Annotated in this window: 1 protein-coding gene; it reads right to left on the bottom strand. The window is 39.2% G+C overall.

What is annotated here, in order from left to right:
• Positions 1-15: 15 nt before the first annotated feature.
• A partial coding sequence (locus VOR_RS16440) for a hypothetical protein (protein ID WP_010316877.1) occupies positions 16-658 on the bottom strand: 643 nt, incomplete at its 5' end.

The raw sequence follows: 658 nt of genomic DNA, 5'->3' as shown, positions 1-658 counted from the left end.
TTTTTTCGAGGTTGATTAGAATGCGGTGTTTATGATGCGCTTACCTTTATTAAGTAATTGTAGCCACTTTTTAAGTGCAAGAGAGGCCGATTGAGAAAGATAATAATCGACATTTCCCACGATGATCTTCATTTGCCCATCCACAGTTAAAACTTGGCCTGTACTTAGTTTTTTAAGCTCACTTCGTTTCAAAGCACACTCAAACATCACATAATAGATTGCAAGATCGCGGATATCCTTTTTGTGAGGTGAATGAATAAGTTGTATATCTAGTGCTAATAAATGTTTTTTCGTTAACGGTGTCGCTTGCTTAGCATCATCACCTTTCTCTCCTTTAAGACGAAACAAAGAAAGTTGAGTGAGTCGGTTTTGCGTGGGGTCTTTCATCGAAAGTAAGTGATGGATGATACCAATAGTGACCATGTAACGCCTGATAGTCGCGTATTTTCTCACACGAGCTTCCGTTTCGATAAATTGCCTAACAGCTGTTGTTGAGCCAGGAAGAGGAGTAACACATCTTATTTTGCAAAATGTAACAAAATGATTCCAATCTTTAGTCATGGCCAAAGCGGAGTTCTTCGAATATTGCCAATGTGTCAAATGTTGAAATTGTTCAAAGCAAACTGTGTCGGAAAATTCGGTAACCCCCCCTCTGGCA

The organism is Vibrio ordalii ATCC 33509, assembly GCA_000257205.1.
GTDB lineage: Bacteria > Pseudomonadota > Gammaproteobacteria > Enterobacterales > Vibrionaceae > Vibrio > Vibrio ordalii.
Note: the sequence above shows the minus strand (reverse complement) of the source record. Positions and strands in the feature narration are given on the sequence as shown.